The sequence below is a fragment of the Aquitalea sp. USM4 genome (assembly GCF_004328945.1).
GTDB lineage: Bacteria > Pseudomonadota > Gammaproteobacteria > Burkholderiales > Chromobacteriaceae > Aquitalea > Aquitalea pelogenes.
In genome coordinates, this window is record NZ_CP029539.1 from 1777511 (window position 1) to 1795429 (window position 17919).

General features: G+C 61.1%; 19 protein-coding genes. 10 read left to right on the top strand and 9 right to left on the bottom strand.

Translation table 11 applies throughout. The features are described from left to right. Positions 1 to 35: 35 nt before the first annotated feature. A complete protein-coding gene (locus DKK66_RS08460) occupies positions 36 to 806 on the bottom strand; it encodes a lytic transglycosylase domain-containing protein (RefSeq protein ID WP_082086351.1) in 771 nt (256 codons plus the stop codon). 133 nt (positions 807 to 939) lie between these two features. Here DKK66_RS08460 and DKK66_RS08465 point away from each other — a divergent pair, with 133 nt between their 5' ends. The 3 genes from DKK66_RS08465 (at position 940) to ahpF (ending at position 4015) form a co-directional block, all read left to right on the top strand. Continuing rightward, entirely contained in the window at positions 940 to 1332 is a 393-nt protein-coding gene (locus DKK66_RS08465) for a YidB family protein (protein WP_045845829.1), read from the top strand. Positions 1333 to 1608: 276 nt separating this feature from the next. Then, positions 1609 to 2178, top strand: coding sequence for an alkyl hydroperoxide reductase subunit C (gene ahpC / locus DKK66_RS08470; protein ID WP_045845828.1), 570 nt, complete (start codon positions 1609 to 1611; stop codon positions 2176 to 2178). A gap of 286 nt (positions 2179 to 2464) precedes the next feature. Further along, positions 2465 to 4015 carry an alkyl hydroperoxide reductase subunit F gene (gene ahpF / locus DKK66_RS08475; protein ID WP_131357117.1) on the top strand — a complete coding sequence of 517 codons (1551 nt, stop codon included), beginning with the start codon at positions 2465 to 2467 and terminating at the stop codon, positions 4013 to 4015. Between the two features lie 168 nt (positions 4016 to 4183). Here the strand turns inward: ahpF and DKK66_RS08480 are convergent, their stop codons facing one another. Further along, on the bottom strand, positions 4184 to 4693 hold the full coding sequence (locus DKK66_RS08480; RefSeq protein WP_131357120.1) for a YcnI family protein: 510 nt from the start codon (positions 4691 to 4693) through the stop codon (positions 4184 to 4186). A gap of 145 nt (positions 4694 to 4838) precedes the next feature. On the opposite strand from DKK66_RS08480, the gene DKK66_RS08485 reads away from it, so the two are divergent. Then, positions 4839 to 5288, top strand: coding sequence for a YiiD C-terminal domain-containing protein (locus tag DKK66_RS08485; RefSeq protein ID WP_165494135.1), 450 nt, complete (start codon positions 4839 to 4841; stop codon positions 5286 to 5288). A gap of 135 nt (positions 5289 to 5423) precedes the next feature. Here the strand turns inward: DKK66_RS08485 and rlmH are convergent, their stop codons facing one another. The 7 genes from rlmH to DKK66_RS08520 form a co-directional block, all read right to left on the bottom strand. Beyond that, entirely contained in the window at positions 5424 to 5894 is a 471-nt protein-coding gene (rlmH, locus tag DKK66_RS08490; protein WP_045845823.1) for a 23S rRNA (pseudouridine(1915)-N(3))-methyltransferase RlmH, read from the bottom strand. A gap of 94 nt (positions 5895 to 5988) precedes the next feature. Then, complete coding sequence (gene rsfS, locus DKK66_RS08495; RefSeq protein WP_045845822.1) at positions 5989 to 6360, bottom strand: ribosome silencing factor; 372 nt, start codon at positions 6358 to 6360, stop codon at positions 5989 to 5991. Between the two features lie 165 nt (positions 6361 to 6525). Further along, positions 6526 to 7170, bottom strand: a complete 645-nt coding sequence (gene nadD, locus DKK66_RS08500; protein WP_131357126.1) for a nicotinate-nucleotide adenylyltransferase — start codon at positions 7168 to 7170, stop codon at positions 6526 to 6528. Beyond that, positions 7167 to 7748: a carbonic anhydrase gene (locus DKK66_RS08505; RefSeq protein ID WP_045845820.1), complete on the bottom strand. Its 582-nt coding sequence runs from the start codon at positions 7746 to 7748 to the stop codon at positions 7167 to 7169. The genes nadD and DKK66_RS08505 overlap by 4 nt, the downstream gene beginning before the upstream one ends. Before the next feature lie 206 nt (positions 7749 to 7954). Beyond that, on the bottom strand, positions 7955 to 8395 hold the full coding sequence (locus tag DKK66_RS08510) for a GNAT family N-acetyltransferase (RefSeq protein ID WP_062790422.1): 441 nt from the start codon (positions 8393 to 8395) through the stop codon (positions 7955 to 7957). Positions 8396 to 8399: 4 nt separating this feature from the next. Beyond that, positions 8400 to 9389: a DUF2804 domain-containing protein gene (locus DKK66_RS08515; RefSeq protein WP_131357129.1), complete on the bottom strand. Its 990-nt coding sequence runs from the start codon at positions 9387 to 9389 to the stop codon at positions 8400 to 8402. Between the two features lie 35 nt (positions 9390 to 9424). After that, positions 9425 to 10288 carry an MBL fold metallo-hydrolase gene (locus tag DKK66_RS08520; RefSeq protein WP_131357131.1) on the bottom strand — a complete coding sequence of 288 codons (864 nt, stop codon included), beginning with the start codon at positions 10286 to 10288 and terminating at the stop codon, positions 9425 to 9427. 155 nt (positions 10289 to 10443) lie between these two features. Between DKK66_RS08520 and DKK66_RS08525 the strand changes: the two genes are divergently transcribed. From DKK66_RS08525 to aceE, 6 genes are all read left to right on the top strand, one after another. Then, positions 10444 to 10776 carry a helix-turn-helix transcriptional regulator gene (locus DKK66_RS08525; RefSeq protein ID WP_045845817.1) on the top strand — a complete coding sequence of 111 codons (333 nt, stop codon included), beginning with the start codon at positions 10444 to 10446 and terminating at the stop codon, positions 10774 to 10776. A gap of 2 nt (positions 10777 to 10778) precedes the next feature. Continuing rightward, complete coding sequence (locus tag DKK66_RS08530) at positions 10779 to 11216, top strand: YeeE/YedE family protein (RefSeq protein ID WP_131357134.1); 438 nt, start codon at positions 10779 to 10781, stop codon at positions 11214 to 11216. A gap of 2 nt (positions 11217 to 11218) precedes the next feature. Beyond that, entirely contained in the window at positions 11219 to 11638 is a 420-nt protein-coding gene (locus tag DKK66_RS08535; RefSeq protein WP_131357137.1) for a DUF6691 family protein, read from the top strand. After that, entirely contained in the window at positions 11626 to 13332 is a 1707-nt protein-coding gene (locus DKK66_RS08540) for a SulP family inorganic anion transporter (protein WP_131357140.1), read from the top strand. Before DKK66_RS08535 ends, DKK66_RS08540 begins: the two co-directional genes overlap by 13 nt. A 136-nt stretch (positions 13333 to 13468) precedes the next feature. Further along, entirely contained in the window at positions 13469 to 14920 is a 1452-nt protein-coding gene (locus DKK66_RS08545; RefSeq protein WP_045845814.1) for a M48 family metalloprotease, read from the top strand. A gap of 303 nt (positions 14921 to 15223) precedes the next feature. Continuing rightward, positions 15224 to 17887: a pyruvate dehydrogenase (acetyl-transferring), homodimeric type gene (gene aceE / locus DKK66_RS08550; protein ID WP_062790434.1), complete on the top strand. Its 2664-nt coding sequence runs from the start codon at positions 15224 to 15226 to the stop codon at positions 17885 to 17887. The last annotated feature ends 32 nt before the right edge of the window (positions 17888 to 17919 follow it).

Below are 17919 nucleotides of genomic sequence, written 5' to 3' on the forward strand. Positions count from 1 at the left end.
ATGACCGGAACGGCTTGTCCTGCCCAGCTTTTGTTTTATAGTGCCGACGCCTGAGCATTGCTCAGTGCCGCAGGCAGCGGCAGTTTCTTGCTGCGCAGGATGCCGCCAGGCAGGCTGTCACGGAGGCCGGTGCCACTGCGCGTACGGTAGGACGCCAGCACCTTGGCAACGTAATCGCGTGTCTCTTCATAAGGCGGAATGGTATTGCGGTATTTCTGCACCGCCCCTTCGCCGGCATTGTAGGCGGCAATCACCAGCGGCAGGTCGTTGTTGAACTGGCTCAGCAGAAAACGCAGGTAGCGCGCACCGGCACGCAGGTTTTGCCGCGGGTCATCCAGCCGGCTGACGCCAAAGCGCTCACCGGTGGCCGGAATCACCTGCATCAGGCCAATGGCACCCTTGGGCGACACCGCCTGCGGGTTGTAGCCGGATTCCACCGTCACAATGGAGTGCAGCAGATTGGCATCCAGCTTGAATTCGCGCGCGGTCTGGTCGATCAGCGTCTTGTACTGGGCTGCCAGGTGCGGGTTGACCACCGGGGCCGCTACGGTTTTGAGGCCGTCCACCCGCGGGGCAGGCGGGCGGTTGTCGCCGCTCAGCGTTGCACCCAGGCCCGGTGTGGTGGCATCGTCCAGCGCAGCATTGGCGCTGCTGCCGGATAGCTGGCTTTTCTGATAGAGCTGATAGCGCTCGTCCACCTGCCGGTTGGCAAGGTGAACCTGGCCTTGTTCGTCGACAAAACCGTAAAGATCGGCATGTACGCTGCTGGCAGCAAGACAGGCCAGCAAGGCCAGAAGTCCGTTCAAAAAGCGCAATTTTTTCAAGATCAGCCAGTAAGAATTGGTAAAGTGAGCGCTATTGTACTGATTTTTCTATGCTATTTGGCAAGCAAGAATTGCTGAAGACATTTTAAAGCAGTTTTCGACGAGAGGATGAAAAATGAGCCTGTTTGATCAGTTGGGTGGTTTGCTGGGCGGTTCGGGCAACGAGATGACCGGTGCCGTTGCCGGCTTGCTGGAGCAACACGGCGGGCTCTCCGGCTTGCTGGAGAAGTTCAATAGTGGCGGCATGGGCGAGCTGGTGTCTTCCTGGGTGGGTAACGGCAGCAACCTGCCGGTATCGGCCGAGCAGATCCAGCAGGTACTGGGCAGCGAGCAGGTGAGCGCGCTGGCGCAGAAGTTTGGCCTGGACCCGCAACAGCTCAGCCAGGGACTGGCTGATTACCTGCCGCAGGCAGTGGACAAGCTGACGCCGGATGGTCAGTTGCCGCAAGGTGGTGATCTGCTGTCCCAGGGGCTGGGCATGTTGCAGGGCTTTTTCAACAAATCCTGAACAAACTGCCGCGTCATCTCCCGCAAGCCGCCTTTCAGGGCGGCTTTTTGCTGTGCTGGCCGTGGTATGACGACAACAATTCAGCCATTTCTGAATGAAAGATTCCGGTTTCTGGCGCAATGACAGCGCTTGCTGGATTCACGGCAATAGGAAATTTCTATTTTTAACATTTAAACAATCAAGTAGATCAATTGGTGCGGCATGCTTAAGATGCACCCATCGAATGCAAACGCAGCCAACCACTGCACTTTCTTATTTCACCGACTGGAGAACAACATGTCCGTATCGCTGATCAACACCGAAGTCAAACCGTTCAAGGCTACCGCTTTTCACAATGGCAAATTCATCGACGTAAGCGATGCCGACCTGAAAGGCAAATGGTCGGTAGTGTTCTTCTACCCGGCTGACTTCACCTTCGTCTGCCCGACCGAACTGGGCGACCTGGCTGACAACTACGCTGAATTCTCCAAGCTGGGCGTGGAAATCTACTCCGTTTCCACCGACACCCACTTCACCCACAAAGCCTGGCACGACAGCTCGGAAACCATCGGCAAGATCAACTACCCGATGATTGGCGACCCGACCGGCATCATCAGCCGCAACTTCGGCGTGATGATTGAAGAAGCCGGCCTGGCCGAACGCGGTACTTTCGTGATCGATCCGCAAGGCAAGATCCAGATCATCGAAATCAACGCCGGTGGCATTGGCCGTGACGCCAGCGAACTGCTGCGCAAGGTAAAGGCCGCCCAGTACGTAGCCAGCCACCCGGGTGAAGTATGCCCGGCCAAGTGGAAAGAAGGCGAAGCTACCCTGGCTCCTTCGCTGGATCTGGTTGGCAAGATCTAAGAACCAATTCATGGTCTGCTGCGCTTCGGCGATACTGCGTTAAAAACGCCTTCGAAATGCTCATTTACTGCCTGTAAATTCCGCTTTCTCAGTCGTTTTCGCCTTGTCTCGCTCTAGCTCGCGAGACCCTGAACAGGTTCTACGCCAACCTTGACTGCCGCATCGTCATCCCGGTGCGGCACTCCCGGGCAGTCGCCTCCTGGCTGCCCACCCCTACCACCCGATTGCAGCGGCAAGCTGTTGGCAGCGCATGAGCTTGCCAGTGCAATTGCCTGAGGATATTCCCATGCTCGACACCACCATCAAGACCCAACTGACCGCCTACCTGGAAAAACTGCAGCAGCCGATCGAACTGATTGCCAGCCTGGATGACAGCGCCAAGGCGCAGGAAATGTTCAGCCTGTTGCAAGACATCGCCAGCCTGTCGCCCAAGGTAACGCTGAACAGCAATGGCCAGGCCGCGCGTCGCCCGTCTTTTGCCATTGCCCGTCCGGGCGAAGCTGGCCGTATCGAGTTTGCCGGCATCCCGATGGGCCACGAATTCACCTCGCTGGTGCTGGCCCTGCTGCAGACCGGTGGCCATCCGCCCAAGGTGGACGAGGACACCATTGCCCAGATTCGCGGCCTGCAAGGCAGCTACCAGTTTGAAGTGTTTGTCTCGCTCAGCTGCCACAACTGCCCGGACGTGGTGCAGGCCGTCAACCTGATGGCAGTGCTCAACCCCAATGTACGTAGCGTGATGATTGATGGCGGTGTGTTCCAGCAGGAAGTTACCGACCGCCAGATCATGGGCGTGCCGGCCATCTACCTGAATGGCGAACAGTTTGGCAGTGGCCGCATGGGCCTGGAAGAAATCATCGCCAAGCTGGATACCGGTGCCGTGGCACGTGAAGCAGAGAAGATTGCCGCCAAGGAAGCATTCGACGTGCTGATCGTCGGCGGTGGCCCGGCCGGCGCTGCTGCCGCCATCTATGCGGCGCGCAAGGGCATCCGTACCGGTGTGGTGGCCGAGCGTTTCGGCGGCCAGGTGCTGGATACGCTGGCGATTGAAAACTTCATCTCGGTGCAGGAAACCGAAGGGCCGAAGCTGGCGATGGCGCTGGAACAACACGTCAAATCCTATGATGTGGACGTGATGAACCTGCAACGCGCTGCTGCGCTCAAACCGGCGCAAAACGGCCAGCTGGCCGAGGTGACGCTGGAAAGCGGTGCCGTGCTCAAGAGCAAGGCGGTGATTGTGGCCACCGGTGCGCGCTGGCGCGAAATGAATGTGCCGGGCGAAGCCGAGTACCGCGCCAAGGGCGTGGCTTACTGCCCGCACTGCGATGGTCCGTTGTTCAAGGGCAAGCGTGTCGCGGTGATTGGCGGCGGTAACTCTGGCGTGGAAGCCGCCATCGACCTGGCCGGCATCGTCACCCATGTCACCCTGCTGGAGTTCGGCGACAGCTTGCGTGCCGATGCGGTGTTGCAGAAGAAACTGCACAGCCTGCCCAATGTGCGCGTCATCACCAATGCCCAGACCACCGAAGTGACCGGTGATGGACAGAAGGTGAATGGCCTGAGCTATCAGGAGCGCATTACCGGGGAGACCCACCATGTGGCGCTGGAAGGCATTTTTGTGCAGATCGGCTTGCTGCCCAATACCGACTGGCTGAAAGGCAGCGTTGCCCTGTCGCCGCGCGGTGAAATCGAAGTGGATGCCAAGGGCCAGACTTCGGCTGAAGGCGTGTTTGCTGCCGGTGATGCCACCACGGCACCGTACAAGCAGATCATCATCGCCATGGGCGAAGGTGCCAAGGCCAGCCTGTCCGCCTTTGACTACCTGATCCGCAGCTAAGCCCTGCTGTAATCAAGCAAAAATCCCCTTGGGTCCGCGATGGACGCAAGGGGATTTTGTCATCTGTCACGCCACGTCCAGAGTGTGCTTTGGCACGGCTGACAGGTTAGTGTAGCGTCGCTGGGGCAAGGCGGCGCAATGCAGCAACAGGGTTTTTGTCAGCGGCGCTTAGTGGTGGTGTGCCTCGCCCGGCTCGGTCACCTGCAACACTGCGGCAGGGGACTTCAGGCTGTGGGCATCCTGGCCTTCGGCCGGAATCTCCACCCAGTTGGTGCTGCCCTGCGCGCATTGCTGCTTCACCTTGAAGAACAGCTTGCCCGGCTGGGCAGCAATGCGGGTCTGGAACACGAATTCATCGTAAAAATCAGCCGGCAGATTGCCACCGCTCCAGCTGATGCGGCTGACATCTTCCTTCACCAGCGTGCCATGATTGTCGAACGGCTTGACTGCGGATTTTTCCACTTGCACCTGCCAGCCGGCCTTGGGCATGGGGCGGGCCAGCTGTGCGCCTGCCGGTAGTTCCACGCTGATGCCGGTGGTGGGGCTGCCATCGCAGCCATGGCCCACTTTCAGCACGGCCTTGTAATAGCTGCCGCTGGCGGCAGTCGGGGTTTCCAGCGTGACGTGTGCCTGTGCGCTGGCGGCCAGCAGCAGGGCAAGGATGGCGAGCTTTTGCATGCTTGATTCCTGGATGAGAACGGTTATCAGCCATGGATTGTAAGGGAAGTCCATGGCCTTACCCTGCGACATCTTGTCGCAGTCATGGCTGCCGCGGTGCGCCGGCTGTGGCATGCTGAAGGCTTATTGCAGCAAAGGAGTTGTCGTGCAGCATTACCAGGACATCGAGGATTATCTGTATCAGGCCATCCCGCTGGCACAGGCCATGGGGGTGAAAGTACGTCATGCAGCAGAGGATGCCGTCACCCTGTGGGCACCGCTGGAGCCGAACATCAACCATTGCGCCACCATCTTTGGTGGCAGTGCTGCCGCTGTGGCCACGCTGGCGGGCTGGCTGCTGGTGTATCGCAAGTTGCAGGCCCTGGGGATCCGTGGGCAGGTGATGGTGCGACGCAGCCAGATGGATTATCAGAAGGCCATGCACGGCGCGTTCACTGCCAGCACCCTGACGGTGGCCGACACGGTCTGGCAGCGCATGGCTGGCGCCTTGGCCAAGGGCCGCATGGCGCGGGTGCAACTGGCGGTGGAACTGGAGTGCGGCGGGGTGAGTGTCGGTCGGCTGGATGGCGAGTTCGTGGTGCTGCCGCCCAACTGAGTGCAGCAGGCAAGGGGCGTGGAACCGCTAACAAAACCTTGTTCAGCGCCGATGTTGAGCACCCATGTCGATAACCGCGGCCAAGGCGGCCAGGTGCTGGCGCGCTGGTTTTGTACCGGGTTTTGATTCCGGGTTTTATTCGCGGTGGTAGGGGTGATTGTTGAGGATGGAGTAGGCGCGGTAAATCTGCTCGCCCAGCATCACCCGCACCATGCCGTGCGGCAGGGTCATGGCCGATAATTGCAGCAGCACGTCGGCACGCTGTTTCAGCTCGGCCGACAGCCCGTCGGCACCACCGATGATGAAGCACACGTCATCACCACCGGCCATCCAGCTTTTCAGCTCTTCGGCCAGCCGCACCGAAGTCCAGTTCTTGCCGCGTTCATCCATCACTACCAGCTTGCAGCGCGCCGGAATGGCCGCCATCAGCCGTTCGTGCTCGGCGGCAATGCCTTTTTCCGCCGTGACGCCACCACCACGTTTTTCCGGCTTGATTTCTTTCAGCTCCAGGCTGATGTCGCGGCCAAAGCGTTTGGCGTAGTCGTTATAGGCTTCGTCAACCCAGCGCGGCATTTTGGTACCGACGGCGAGAATGGTGATTTTCATGGCAGGAGTCTGGCAGGGCAGGGCAAAGAACAGCGGTGGCAGGAGGGCACCGTGACGGCAGGCGTGCCGTCACGGGCGGATCAGACCTGCAAGATCAGGAGTTGGCTTGCCAGGGACGGCCGCCAGCCGGGGTGAAGCTGGGCTTCTGGCCACCCCACAGCTGTTCCAGATCGTAGTAGTCGCGTACGGCCGGCAGCATGACGTGAATCACCACGTCGCCTGCATCCACCAGTACCCATTCGCCACTTTCCTGGCCTTCCGTACCCACCAGTTCCACACCGGCTTCTTTCAGGGTAACGGCTACATTGTTGGCCAGGGCTTTTACCTGACGGTTGGAGTCGCCGGTGGCCACGATCATGCGCTGGAACAGCGAAGTCAGCGTGGTGGTATCCATTTCGATGATGTCTTTGCCCTTGATGTCTTCCAGGGCGGTGACTGCCAGTTTGGCAATGTCTTGAACTTCCATGATGTCCTTTTGATGTCAGTCTTGATACATGGCGGCAGCCGGGCGGCCAGAGGTATCCGGTAAAGAGCGTTTGCCACGACCTGTGGCAAAAACGGGCAAGCGCTGCCCCGCATGCGGGACAGGCCTTGCGGCAGTGTCTGAATTTGCCCTGCCGGGCAGGCCTTGCTAGAGATATAGCCCGTGCTGACGGATATAAGCCAGCACCGGCGCACTCAGCAGGGTGCCGGTATCGGCACCGCTTTGCAGGCGCTGGCGTATGGCGGTTGCCGATACATCCAGCGGTGGCAGGGTCAGGGGGCGCATTGTACCGGAAGGCGCGCCATTTGAAAAATCAGTGACTTGGCGTTGTTGCCATTGTGTGCGCACGGCAGCCGGGAGCCGGGTTTCGTCGAAGCCCGGACGCAGGGCAACGGCGATATTGGCCAGCGCGAACAAATCCTCCCAGCGTCGCCAGGTGTGCAGGCTGGCGAGTGAGTCGCCACCGATCAGCCACCACAAGGGGCGCTCCGGGCCGATTTCGGCGCGGATTTCTTCCAGGGTGTCGACGGTATAGGCCGGTTTGTTGCGTTGTACTTCGCGCGCGTCCACGGCAAGGCCGGGCAGGCCGGCAATGGCCAGTTGCACCATCTCCAGCCGTTGCGCCGGGCTGGCATGCGGGCCTTGCTCGCGGTGATAAGGTTGACCGGCGGGAATCAGCCGTACCTCGTCCAGCTGCAATTCGCTGCGAAAGGCCTGCACCATGCGCAGGTGGGCGCTGTGGATGGGGTCGAATGTCCCGCCGAACAGGCCCAGTGCCGCCCGGGTGTTCATGCGTGCACGGGGGCCTTGCCGGTGTAGCCGTCGATGATCAGTTCCAGCCGGCCGGTAGAGGGATGAATCACCATGCCGTGCACCGGAATGTCCTTGGGCATCAGCGGATGGTTGCGGATGGTCTGCACGCTGTGGCGCACGCTGTCCGACACATTGTCAAAACCCTTCAGCCAGTTGTCCAGGTCGATGCCGGCATTGCGCAGGGTATCGATGGTTTCTTCGCTGATGCCGCGCTCGGTGGCATGTGCCAGAATCTTGTTGGGGTCGATGGCGCGCATGCCGCAGTCGCGGTGGGCCACCACGCAGATTTCCTCGGCACGCAGCTCATATACCGCCACGATGAGGGAACGCATCACCGAACCCCAGGGGTGGGTAATCAGCGCTCCTGCGTTCTTGATCAGCTTGGCATCGCCGTTTTTCAGGCCCATGGCCTTGGGCAACAACTCAACCAGACGGGCATCCATGCAGGCGAGCACGGCCAGGCCCTTGTCGGGAAACTTGTCGGTCTTGAATTGTTCGTATTCGTGATTTTCGACGAAGCTCCGATTGTGCTCGAGAATGGTATTCAGCACACCCATGCGCGTGATCTCCTGGCTGAGGTTAGATTGTATGCTCTAATCGCGGCGCCATGCTAACACGGAGTCAGCAGCGAAGAAGGGGTATTTCGCCATGGCAGCCGGCTCGGCAGCGGGGGCTATGGTAGCCAGTTTCCGGGGTGAGGGCCAACTTTGCCGACAGCAGATGATGCGGTGGAGACTGCGTATGTGACGGACCGGCGTGTCGCTCAGTCCTTGGTGTCCAGCTGCTTGCGGAAGGTGCGCTGGCTCAGTGCATAGCCCTGGCGCTGGTAGAAGTCTGCCGCTTCGTCGCGATGGATGGCCGCACGCAGGGTGACGGTGGTGGCCCCTTTGGTGCGGGCCCAGCGCTCCGCCACATGCACCAGCGCCCGCCCGGCACCATGCCGTCGCCAGCGCAGGCTGATGGCCAGTCCGCCTATTTCTACTGCCGCCGGGGCATCCAGCAGCGGCCGCCAGAACGCATGCAGCCAGCCGGCCACTTCGCCCTGGATTTCTGCCACCCACAGCTGGTGCAGGTCCGGACTGCCCAGCAGCATGGTCAGCCGGTCGCTCAGGGCCTGGCTGTCCGCGGGGTAGCCCATTTCCTCGGTCAGCGCGGTCAGTGCGGGGACATCCTGATAACTGGCGGGGCGGATGATGACAGTCATAGCGTTACCAACGGGCATAGTGGTCTTCGGTTACCCCGCTCAGCCCCTGCACCACATGACGTGCACCGCTGACGGGATGGACAAGATGGCCGTCGAAACGACCAATAACCTGAATATAACGGCTAGCGGCGATCAGAAGGTTCTGATTTTTCCGGCACAAGCCTTCCGGGGTGAACTGCAAGTCCAGCAAACCATCGTCATCGCTGATATGCCAGGGACGCAAGGGCTGCTGCGGCTCGAAGTGAAACTGTACACCTTCCAGCGCAAACAGCTGCTGTTCCAGCCAGACGGCGTTTTCGTGCTGGGCCATGTAACCCTGTTGCAGATTGAAGCCAAGCCCCGCCCGGTGCGCGCTGGCCCAGCGCCAGGCCGTCTCGCGGGGCAGCAAGCCGTTGCTGTAATCCAGGCTGGCCACCGCCCCGTCCAGCGAGTAGCGCTGGCCATGGCAGTCGGCAAAACCGCTTACCGCCAGAGCGCCGGATTTGTGCGTGCTGTGGCTGTGTGCACCTAAAGGTGCAATGGCGGCCAGTACCGGCGGCATGGTGCCGATGTCCACATGGGCGGCCAGTTTCAGGGCGGGTGATTGCAGGTCTACCGCCAGATAGCTGCCGCAGGCACTGAAGCGGATGGCAAGGGCGCGGCTGGAAAATGCGGCATCGGCAAAGGGCTGGTCGGCGACTTCTGCACCATGGCGGGGAAAGCTGTCGGTGGTGACATCTGCCAGCAGCCGTCCAGTGCGCCGATCAAACAGATAGGCAAAGGCGGCACCGGTCCAGCCGACATCCACCACCGCCAGTGCAATGACATAGTCCGGATGGGTCAAGGCCAGATACTGCCAGCGTTTGTGGCGCAGACGTTGCAGCATGCGCTGCCAGCGGCCTTCGGGCCGGGGCCAGTCCAGCCGGGCAATACAGCCCTGGTAGCGGCCGAACCTGATGTGGCCGTGTGCATCCTGCATACAGTCCGGTGCGGCGGGTAAAACGGCTGCTGGCATGACAGGGAGGTCCGGTTTGAAACACACGTTTGAGTCTACAACATATCCAGCGGTATTTTCAGGTAAGCCACGCCATTGCTTTCTGCTGCCGGAAAGCGCCCGGCGCGGATATTCAGCTGGATGGCCGGCAGGATCAGCAGCGGCATCTCCAGTGTGGCATCGCGTGCTTCGCGCAGGGCAATGAAGTCAGCCTGACTGATGCCTTGATGCAGGTGGATATTGTGCTGTTTCTGCTCCGCCACCGTGCTTTGCCAGGCAATGGCGCGGCCATTGTTCGGGTAGTCGTGGCACAGCAACAGGCGGGTATCGTCCGGCAGCGCCAGCAGTCGCTGTACTGATTGATACAGCGTGGCCGCATTGCCGCCGGGAAAATCACAGCGTGCGCTGCCTACATCGGGCATGAACAGCGTATCGCCGACAAAAACCGCATCGCCAACCTGATAGGCCATGTCCGCCGGGGTGTGGCCGGGAACCGACAGCGCCCGTGCCGGGAGGGTGCCGATGTAAAAATCTTCCTGATCGGCAAACAAGTGGTCGAACTGGCTGCCGTCGGTGGCAAAATCATGCCCCAGGTTGAACACCGCCTTGAAAATGCCTTGTACCTGCACAATGTCCTGCCCGATGCCAATCAGCCCGCCTGCCTGTTGCTGTAGCCAGGCGGCGGCGGACAGGTGGTCGGCATGGGCATGGGTTTCCAGTATCCATTGCAGCGTCAGGCGCTGCGCTTGCAGGAAGTCCAGCAATTGTTGTGCGCTGTGCCGGGCGGTACGGCCGGATTTGGCGTCGTAGTCCAGCACCGGGTCGATAATGGCGGCATGCCCGCCGGGATGGTCGTACACCACATGGCTTGCCGTGGCGGTGGCCGGATCGAAAAAAGTGGCGATTTCAGGTTTCGGCATGATGGATTCGGCGCTTCCCTTGGCGGTGTTCGTTAGGGCAGGGCTGACCACAGCGGTCAGCAATACAATATACTATAATATATATTATAATTTGCTACGCATCCTTGCCACGTTCAAGAGACAGTGGCGTGCGGAGTGCCAGAGGGGTGGATAACATGGATTTGAATGTGCTGCGGGCAAATGCCGGCCGGGCTGCGGCCTTGCTCAAGAGCCTGGCCAACCAGGACCGCTTGCTGTTGTTGTGCCAGTTGGTAGACGGCGAAAAGACGGTTTCCGAGCTGGAGTCGCTCACCGGCATCCGGCAACCCACCTTGTCACAGCAACTGGGCGTGTTGCGCAACGAAGGTCTGGTGAATACCCGGCGCGAAGGCAAGTGGATTTACTACAGCATCGCCAGTATCGAAGCGATGACCATGCTGTCTGCCTTGCATGGCCTGTTTTGCGCGGACGAGGCGGCCACGCTGCCTGCCGCCCATACCGAGGAGTGAATGTGAATATTGCCTGGGCTAGCTTTACTCCGGCTGCCGCACTGGCCGGTGGCCTGCTGATTGGCGTAGCTGCCAGCTGGCTGGTGTTGTTCAACGGACGGATTGCCGGTATCAGCGGCATGCTGGGCGGCCTGCTGGACCGGGCGAGTGACTGGTCGTGGCAACTGGCCTTTGTATTGGGCCTGCTGCTGGCACCCTTGTTGTGGTCGGGCCTGATTGGCCCGCTGCCTGCCATGCAACTGGACGCACCATTACCGCGCTTGCTACTGGCCGGCGTACTGGTGGGTGTCGGTACGCGCCTGGCATCCGGCTGCACCAGCGGACATGGTGTGTGCGGCCTGTCCCGCTTGTCGCCGCGTTCCCTGCTGGCCACGCTGACTTTCATGGCCAGTGCCATGTTGACGGTGCTGGTGGTGCGTCACTGGCTGAACGGGGGCTGAACATGAGCAAATTACTCTCTGCCGCACTGGCCGGCCTGTTGTTTGGCCTGGGCCTGCTGCTGTCCGGCATGAGCAACCCGGCCAAGGTGCTGGGTTTTCTCGATGTCACCGGCCAGTGGGACCCCAGCCTGATGCTGGTGATGGGCGGTGCCATTGCCATTGGTTTTTTCGCTTTTCGCCGGGCCGAGCGGCAAACGCACAGCCTGCTGGGGGAACCCATGCAATTACCGGACAAAAGCAGGCTCACGCCAAGGCTGGTGGTGGGCACTGCCCTGTTTGGCATTGGCTGGGGTCTGGCTGGTATCTGCCCGGGGCCGGGGCTGGTGCTGGTGGGCATGGGGCAGGCCGGAGGCGTGTATTTTGTCGTCGCCATGTTGCTGGGCATGTGGTGCGCCCGCCCGCTGATCAAATGGCTGTCCTGAACCGGGTCTGGCCGGTCTGGCTGACCGCTTACCGGCGGCAATGGCTGGCCGGTGACCTGAGCGCTGGTGTGGTTGTCACCCTGCTGTTGATTCCGCAAAGCCTCGCCTACGCCTTGCTGGCCGGCCTGCCGGCACAGGCGGGTTTGTATGCCAGCATTGTCCCCTTGCTGGTATATGCCCTGGTCGGGCGTGGTCATGCCCAGTCGGTAGGGCCGATGGCACTGACTTCCTTGCTGACTGCCGCCACGCTGTCCCGTTTTGCCGAGGCCGGCAGTAGCGACTATCTGGCACTGGCGCTGTGGCTGGCGGTGCTCTCCGGGGTGATGCTGCTGTTGATGGGCGTGGCCAGACTGGGCTTTGTGGCGGACTTTCTGTCCGAACCGGTACTCTCCGCCTTTACCACTGCCTCTGCTGTGCTGATTGTGCTCTCCCAGCTTGGCCCGCTGGCCGGTTTGCATCTGCCCGGCAGTTCTCTCCCGCAATGGTTGCTGGGCATCAGCCAGCAGTTTTCCGCCTGGCAGCCTGCCGCGCTGGGGCTGGGCATGCTGGCGCTGTTATTGTTGCTGGCCCTGCGTCAATGGGGTGAGGCGCTATTGCAATGTCTGCGCCTGTCCGCGCCCACTGCCCGCCTGCTGGTGCGTGCCGCTCCGGTGTTGCTGATGCTGGCCAGCCTGCCCTTGTCCGCGCAATGGCAGGTCCCGGTGGTGGGGCCGGTCGATGCACAGTGGCCTGCCGTGGCCATGCCGGCCATCAGCCTGTCACGTCTGGCGGATCTGGCCATTCCGGCATTTTTCATCGCCCTGATCAACTATGTGCAAAGCCTGTCCGTGGCCCAGCTACTGGCCGCACGACGACAGGAAACGGTGGATCCTGACCGCGAACTGCTGGCCCTGGGACTGTGCAATGTGGCCGCGGGGCTGGCGGGGGGCTTTCCGGTCACCGGCGGGCTGAGCCGTTCCGTGGTCAATGCCGATGCCGGGGCCAATACCCAGCTGGCTTCGCTGGTGACAGCGGCAGGCATGCTGCTGCTCAGTTGCTGGGGCGGCGCGCTGCTGGCCCGGCTGCCTTTGCCGGTGCTGGCGGCCATCATCATTGCTTCCTTGCTGTCCATGCTGAATGTCGCCAGCCTGCGGCGCGCCTGGTTGGCCGAGCGGGCCGATGCGGTAGCCTGGCTGCTTACCTTCGGGCTGGTACTGCTGCTGGGGGTAGATAGCGGCATCATTGCCGGGGTGATGGTGTCGCTCACCACCTTGCTGTGGCGCAGCAGCCGACCGCATATCGCGGTACTGGGCCGGGTGCCCGGCACCCATCATTTTCGCAACCGCGAACGCCATGCGGTGGAAAGCCTGCCCGGCGTGCTGCTGCTGCGGGTGGATGAAAGCCTGTATTTCGGCAATGCCCGTCAGGTACGGCAGGCCGTGCTGGCCCGCCATGCGCTGGCTACCGGCACGCAACAACTGGTGCTGGTGATGAGCGCGGTCAACCGGGTGGATACCACGGCCTTGTCCATGCTGGCCAATCTGGACCAGACCTTGCAACAGGCCGGCGTGAGCCTGCATCTGGCCGAAATCAAGGGCCCGGTGGCGGACATCCTGCAGCGCACCGGCCTGTCACAGCAATTTGCCGGACGGGTTCATCTGTCCACCCAGGCGGCCTGGCAGGCGTTGAGCCGGCCGGCGGATTATCAAATCTGAACAATTCTTCACCGTTTTCCCGACCAGCTGATGCTGGTCGGCCACGGCGTGCAGGGCTATGCTGTGGCGATTCCGGGCGCTGACCGTTTGTCAGGTCAGCTTGCAACCAAATCGCTGCTGCCTGTTCACATCCAAGATGAAAAAAACCTTGCTTGCCAGCTTGCTGGCCATGATGCTGGCCCAGCCACTGCTGGCCTATGCCGATCTGCCTGCCTTGCCCGATCTGGGCGATGTTTCCGATAGCACCCTCTCCATGGCGGACGAAGCGCGCCTGGGGCGCGACTTCATGCGTGCCATGCGCGATGCCGGCGACGTGCTGGACGATGCCGAAGTGAATGATTACATCAACACGCTGGGTCATCGCCTGTCGGCCAGCGTGCGGGTGCCCGGCTTGCAGCTGAGCTACTTTGTGGTCAACGACAAGCAGATCAACGCTTTCGCCATGCCCGGCGGCTATGTTGGCGTGAACAGCGGCTTGGTGGTGGCCACCCAGAGTGAGGGCGAGCTGGCCTCGGTGATCGGCCATGAAACCGCCCATGTCACCCAGCGCCACATTGCCCGCATGCAGGCAGCCACGTCGGCCACCAGCCCGCTCTTGCTGCTGGGTACGGTATTGGCAGCGGTTCTGGCCTCGCGTGCCGGTGGCAGTCAGGCTTCCATCGGCACCCTGTCAGCCGGACTTGGCTTGCAGATTTCCAACCAGCTGGCCTTTTCGCGCGATTTCGAACGTGAAGCAGACCGCGTAGGCATGCAATACCTGGCGCAAGCCGGTTTCGACGTGCGCACCATGCCGGCCTTCTTCCAGCGTCTGGAGTCGGCCAACCGTTACAGCGACAACAATGCCTATGCCTTCCTGCGCACCCACCCGGTCACTTCGCAGCGCATCAGCGAGGCACAGAACCGGGCGCTGGAGTATCCGGTCAAGATGAGGGCAGACAGCACCGCCTACCTGCTGGTGCGGGAAAAGCTGCGGGTGATGACCCTGGCTCCGGACGAGGCAGTGCGTTTTTATCAAATGATGCTGGATAAAGGTCAGTATCTGAACGAAGGTGCAATGTGGTATGGGCTGTCGCGCGCCCAGCTGGCCGCCCATCACCTGCCGGCTGCCCGCACGGCACTGGGCAAGGCCGAAGCACGTTTGCCGGCCGACCCCATGCTGTTTGGGCAGGAGGCCGCCATTGCCCGCGAGGCGGGCGACTGGGCTGGTGCACTGGCCAGTCTGCGGCGGGGCCAGCAGGCGTTCAAAGACAGCCAGCCCTTGCAAATGGCCGAGCTGGATGTCCTTATAGACAGCGGCAATCGCCCTGGTGCGCTGGCCCTGCTGCGGCAGCTGCAAAGCCGCTATCCGCGTGATGCGGCGCTGTATCGCAGTGAAGCACGCCTGTATGCCGACCGCGACGCCCAGCGTTATCACGCGGCACTGGGCAATGCCTTCTACTTCGAACGGCGTTACGAGGCGGCGCTGGAGCAATATCAGTTTGCTTCCCAGGCCAAGGGCGACGACTTCTACCTGCGTTCTTCCATCGAAGCGCGCATGCGCGAAGTTGAAAAATTGCTGAAAGAAGAAAAGAAGGATTCGGGGAAGTAAAGCGGAGGCGGTGCTGCTGATGGTGGTATCGCAAAAAAACAACATGATGCAGCGCAATATCCTGATAAATGGAGCAAATATTCAGTGATAACCCTAATTGCCTATTCCGTTGTTGCCTCATGAAACTATACACTCCGCAACACCAGAGGGCCTTTTCATAAATGAACATTTTTATTGCGAAAGTGATCGTTTATAATCTGTCCCTAGCGAGTCCGGTTCGTTTTTTCGTTTTCGATCCGGTAACACAATAAAGTGGGTCTGGACCTGATCCCGACCCCGGTCACCCCGATGTGAGGATGAGATATGGCTGCAACCTTCCCTGACGATATCGATCCCCTGGAAACCCAGGAGTGGACTGAAGCGCTGGAGTCGGTTCTGGATACCGAAGGTTCCGAGCGCGCGCACTTCCTGCTGGAAACCATGGTTGAGCGTACCCGCCGCCGTGGCGCCTACCTGCCCTTCGACGCGACCACCGCGTACCAGAACACCATCCCGGTGGGTAAAGAACAGAAATCCCCCGGCAATCACGAGATGGAGCACCGCATCCGCTCCATCAACCGCTGGAACGCCGCTGCGCTGGTTCTGCGCGCCGGCAAGAAAGACCTGGAACTGGGCGGCCACATCGCATCCTTCCAGTCCTCCGCTACCCTGTACGATGTTGGTTTCAACCACTTCTGGCGTGCTCCGAACGACGAGCAGGACGGTGATCTGATCTACTTCCAGGGCCACATTGCCCCGGGCGTGTATTCCCGCGCCTTCCTGGAAGGCCGCCTGTCCGAAGAACAACTGGACAGCTTCCGTCAGGAAGTGGACGGTAACGGCCTGTCCTCCTATCCGCACCCGTGGCTGATGGACGACTTCTGGCAGTTCCCCACCGTATCCATGGGTCTTGGCCCGCTGATGGCCATCTATCAGGCCCGTTTCCTCAAGTACCTGGAAAGCCGTGGCCTGGCCCGTACGCCGGGTCGCAAGGTTTGGTGCTTCTGCGGCGACGGCGAGATGGACGAACCGGAATCCCTGGGTGCCATCGCCCTGGCCGCACGTGAAGGCCTGGACAACCTGATCTTCGTCATCAACTGCAACCTGCAGCGCCTGGACGGCCCGGTGCGCGGCAACGGCAAGATCATCCAGGAACTGGAAGGCGACTTCCGCGGTTCCGGCTGGAACGTACTGAAAGTGATCTGGGGCAGCCGCTGGGATCCGCTGCTGGCCATGGACACCAAGGGCCTGCTGAAGAAGCGCATGGACGAATGCGTGGACGGCGACTACCAGACCTTCAAGTCCAAGAACGGTGCCTACGTTCGCGAACACTTCTTCGGCAAGTACCCGGAGCTGCGCGAAATGGTGGCCAACATGTCCGACGACGAGATCTGGGCCCTGAACCGTGGCGGCCACGATCCGCACAAGGTATACGCTGCTTACTACGAAGCCACCCACAATGCCAACGGCCGTCCGACCGTGATCCTGGCCAAGACCATCAAGGGTTATGGCATGGGTTCGTCCGGTGAAGCGCAGAACATTGCCCACCAGGCCAAGAAGATGGATATCGAAAGCCTGCGCAAATTCCGCGACCGCTTCGGTATTCCGGTATCCGACGAAGACCTGCCGAAGGTGCCGTACTACAAGCCAGCTGAAGACAGCCCGGAAATGAAGTACATGCGTGAACGCCGTGCCGCGCTGGGTGGTTACCTGCCGGCCCGCAAACCGGTGAAGGCCCCGCTGGCCATCCCGGGTCTGCACATTTTCGACAGCCAGCTGGGTGATTCGGGCGAGCGCGAGTTCTCCACCACCATGGCCTTCGTGCGCATGCTGGGTACCCTGTTGAAAGACAAGAACATCAGCAAGCAGATCGTCCCGATCGTACCGGATGAATCCCGTACCTTCGGTATGGAAGGCATGTTCCGCCAGTACGGCATCTGGTCCACCCAGGGTCAGAACTACGTACCGCAGGACGCCGACCAGCTGATGTTCTACAAGGAATCCAAAGACGGCCAGATGCTGCAGGAAGGCATCAACGAGCCGGGCGCGATGTCCTCGTGGATTGCCGCAGCCACCAGCTACGCCAACCACGGCATCCCGATGATTCCGTTCTACATCTACTACTCGATGTTCGGTTTCCAGCGTATCGGCGACCTGGCCTGGGCTGCCGGCGACATGCGCGCCCGTGGCTTCATGCTGGGCGGCACTGCCGGTCGTACCACCCTGAACGGTGAAGGCCTGCAGCACGAAGACGGACACAGCCACATCCAGGCTGGCCTGATTCCGAACTGCGTGTCCTACGACCCGACCTTCGCTTACGAGCTGGCAGTCATCCTGCAGGACGGTCTGCGCCGCATGTATGGCGAGCAGGAGGACGTGTTCTATTACATCACCCTGATGAACGAGAACTACACCCACCCGGCCATGCCGCAAGGCGCCGAGCAGGGCATCATCAAGGGCATGTACCTGCTGAAGGACGGCGGCGACGCCAAGGTGAAGGTACAGCTGATGGGCTCCGGCACCATCCTGCGTGAAGTGATTGCTGCGGCAGACCTGTTGCGCAACGACTTCGGCATCGCGTCCGACATCTGGAGCGTGACCTCCTTCAACGAGCTGCGTCGTGACGGCATGGAAGCTTCCCGCTTCAACCTGCTGCACCCGACCGAAGCCGCCCGCAAGTCCTTTGTCGAGCAGCAGCTGGAAGGCCGCAGCGGTCCGGTGATTGCCGCTACCGACTACATCCGCAACTACGCCGACCAGATCCGCGAATACGTACCGGGTCGCTACGTGGTACTGGGTACCGACGGTTTCGGTCGCTCCGACAGCCGCGCCAAGCTGCGCGAGTTCTTCGAAGTGGATCGTCACTACGTCGCCGTGGCTGCCCTGTCCGCCCTGGCCCGCGAAGGCAAGATCGAAGCAGCCAAGGTGGCTGAAGCGATTGCCAAGTACGGCATCAAGGCTGACAAGCTGCCTTCCTGGAAGGCATGAGGCCGGGCCGGATACGGCCAAGCTTGAGGTAG